The organism is Vibrio sp. 2033 (assembly GCF_033339735.1).
This window is the reverse complement of the sequence record NZ_JAWOVC010000168.1, coordinates 1-904: the sequence shown is the minus strand read 5'-3', so window position 1 is coordinate 904 and position 904 is coordinate 1. Positions and strand designations below refer to the sequence as shown.

Sequence of the window (904 nt, the reverse complement as noted above, 5' to 3'; positions counted from 1 at the left end):
TAATTTCAGACATGAATGTCGCTCTTATTAGGAGTGATAAAGGTAACAGGATATCAGTTTCGAGCTTAGGTTTAAATAATTGCTGCCGATTGCGTTATCTGACCATCCAGCGTGTGACTTATCTCTTACTCCAAGTGAAATTTCTGCTAATTTAAACCAAATTCCATTTTACTTTAGTCAAAACCATATACTCTCCGCGCTGGTATTTTTATACTGGTAGTAGAAGTATTAAGGGACACATCAACATGAATCGTCGCAGAAAGAAAAAGCAGCAAGTCGACTACGTCGAGTTGGTCAAACAAAAGTTCGCTGCTATCAACTGGAAGCAGCCGTTCAACAAAAGTAAGTGGTTGGAACGTGTAGAACCAATCAAGGCATTTTGGCAGCGCTTACCTAAATTCCATCAACGAGCTTTGATGGTGTTAATGCCATTATTACTTCTACTTCTGATTGTACCGTTACCGAAAAAAACGGAACCGTTAGTCGAACCGCAGGGTGAAGGGGATAGCCAGCGTGTTGCGATCCAGTTAAATGCGCAAAGCCTGAGTCAGCAACGTACGTCGCAAAACTCGGGGCCTAAGTCAGAAGACTGGAAAGAGTACCATGTGAAGAATGGTGATACGTTAGCTCAAGTTTTTCGCAACAATCAGCTTTCTATGGCTGACCTTAGCGCCTTAGTAAAAATAGAAGGAAGCGACAAGCCACTGAGCCATATCAAGCAGGGGCAACTCATCCGTTTTAAACTCTCAGAAAACGGCCAGTTAGATATGTTGCAACTGGAAAAGAGCGATCATTCGGTTATGTTCTTCCGTCTAGCGGATGGCAGCTTCGGCAGAAACAAATAGTTTCCGTTGTAGATTTAAAAAAGACGCGATCATCTCGCGTCTTTTTTATTGCAGTTTTG

1 protein-coding gene is annotated in these 904 nt (G+C 42.4%); it reads left to right on the top strand.

Translation table 11 applies throughout. The features are described 5' to 3' along the window. Positions 1 to 245: 245 nt before the first annotated feature. Entirely contained in the window at positions 246 to 845 is a 600-nt protein-coding gene (locus tag R7P74_RS25355; protein WP_318123406.1) for a LysM-like peptidoglycan-binding domain-containing protein, read from the top strand. Positions 846 to 904 lie beyond the last annotated feature (59 nt).